The following is a 260-nucleotide window of genomic DNA, read 5'->3' on the forward strand; positions in this document are numbered from 1 at the left end:
CTTCAACGAATCAGGCATTTCTATGTTTTTGCAATAACGCCAAAACTCACTGTCATCTCTATTTGTTAGTTTATAATGTAAAATAATAAAATCACGTATACGATGATATTCCGTCTCAGTTTGCTGATTAAATAAATCAATATCACACTGTGTAAAGTCTTTACTAGGGAATAATGTCATTAATTTTGCTATCGCCGATTGAATCAAATGCAGACCGGTTGATTCTAACGGTTCTACAAAACCTGCTGATAAACCAATAG

1 protein-coding gene is annotated in these 260 nt (G+C 33.1%); it reads right to left on the reverse strand.

Annotation, left to right across the window (positions count from 1 at the left end; translation table 11 throughout):
* Positions 1-260, reverse strand: a 260-nt coding sequence (locus SB756_RS31675) for a tryptophan 7-halogenase (protein WP_410913446.1), incomplete at both ends; no start/stop codon positions are given.

Origin of the sequence: Pseudomonas sp. SIMBA_068 (genome assembly GCF_046534705.1) — a bacterium.
In the GTDB taxonomy this organism is placed as follows: Bacteria; Pseudomonadota; Gammaproteobacteria; order Pseudomonadales; family Pseudomonadaceae; genus Aquipseudomonas; species Aquipseudomonas putida.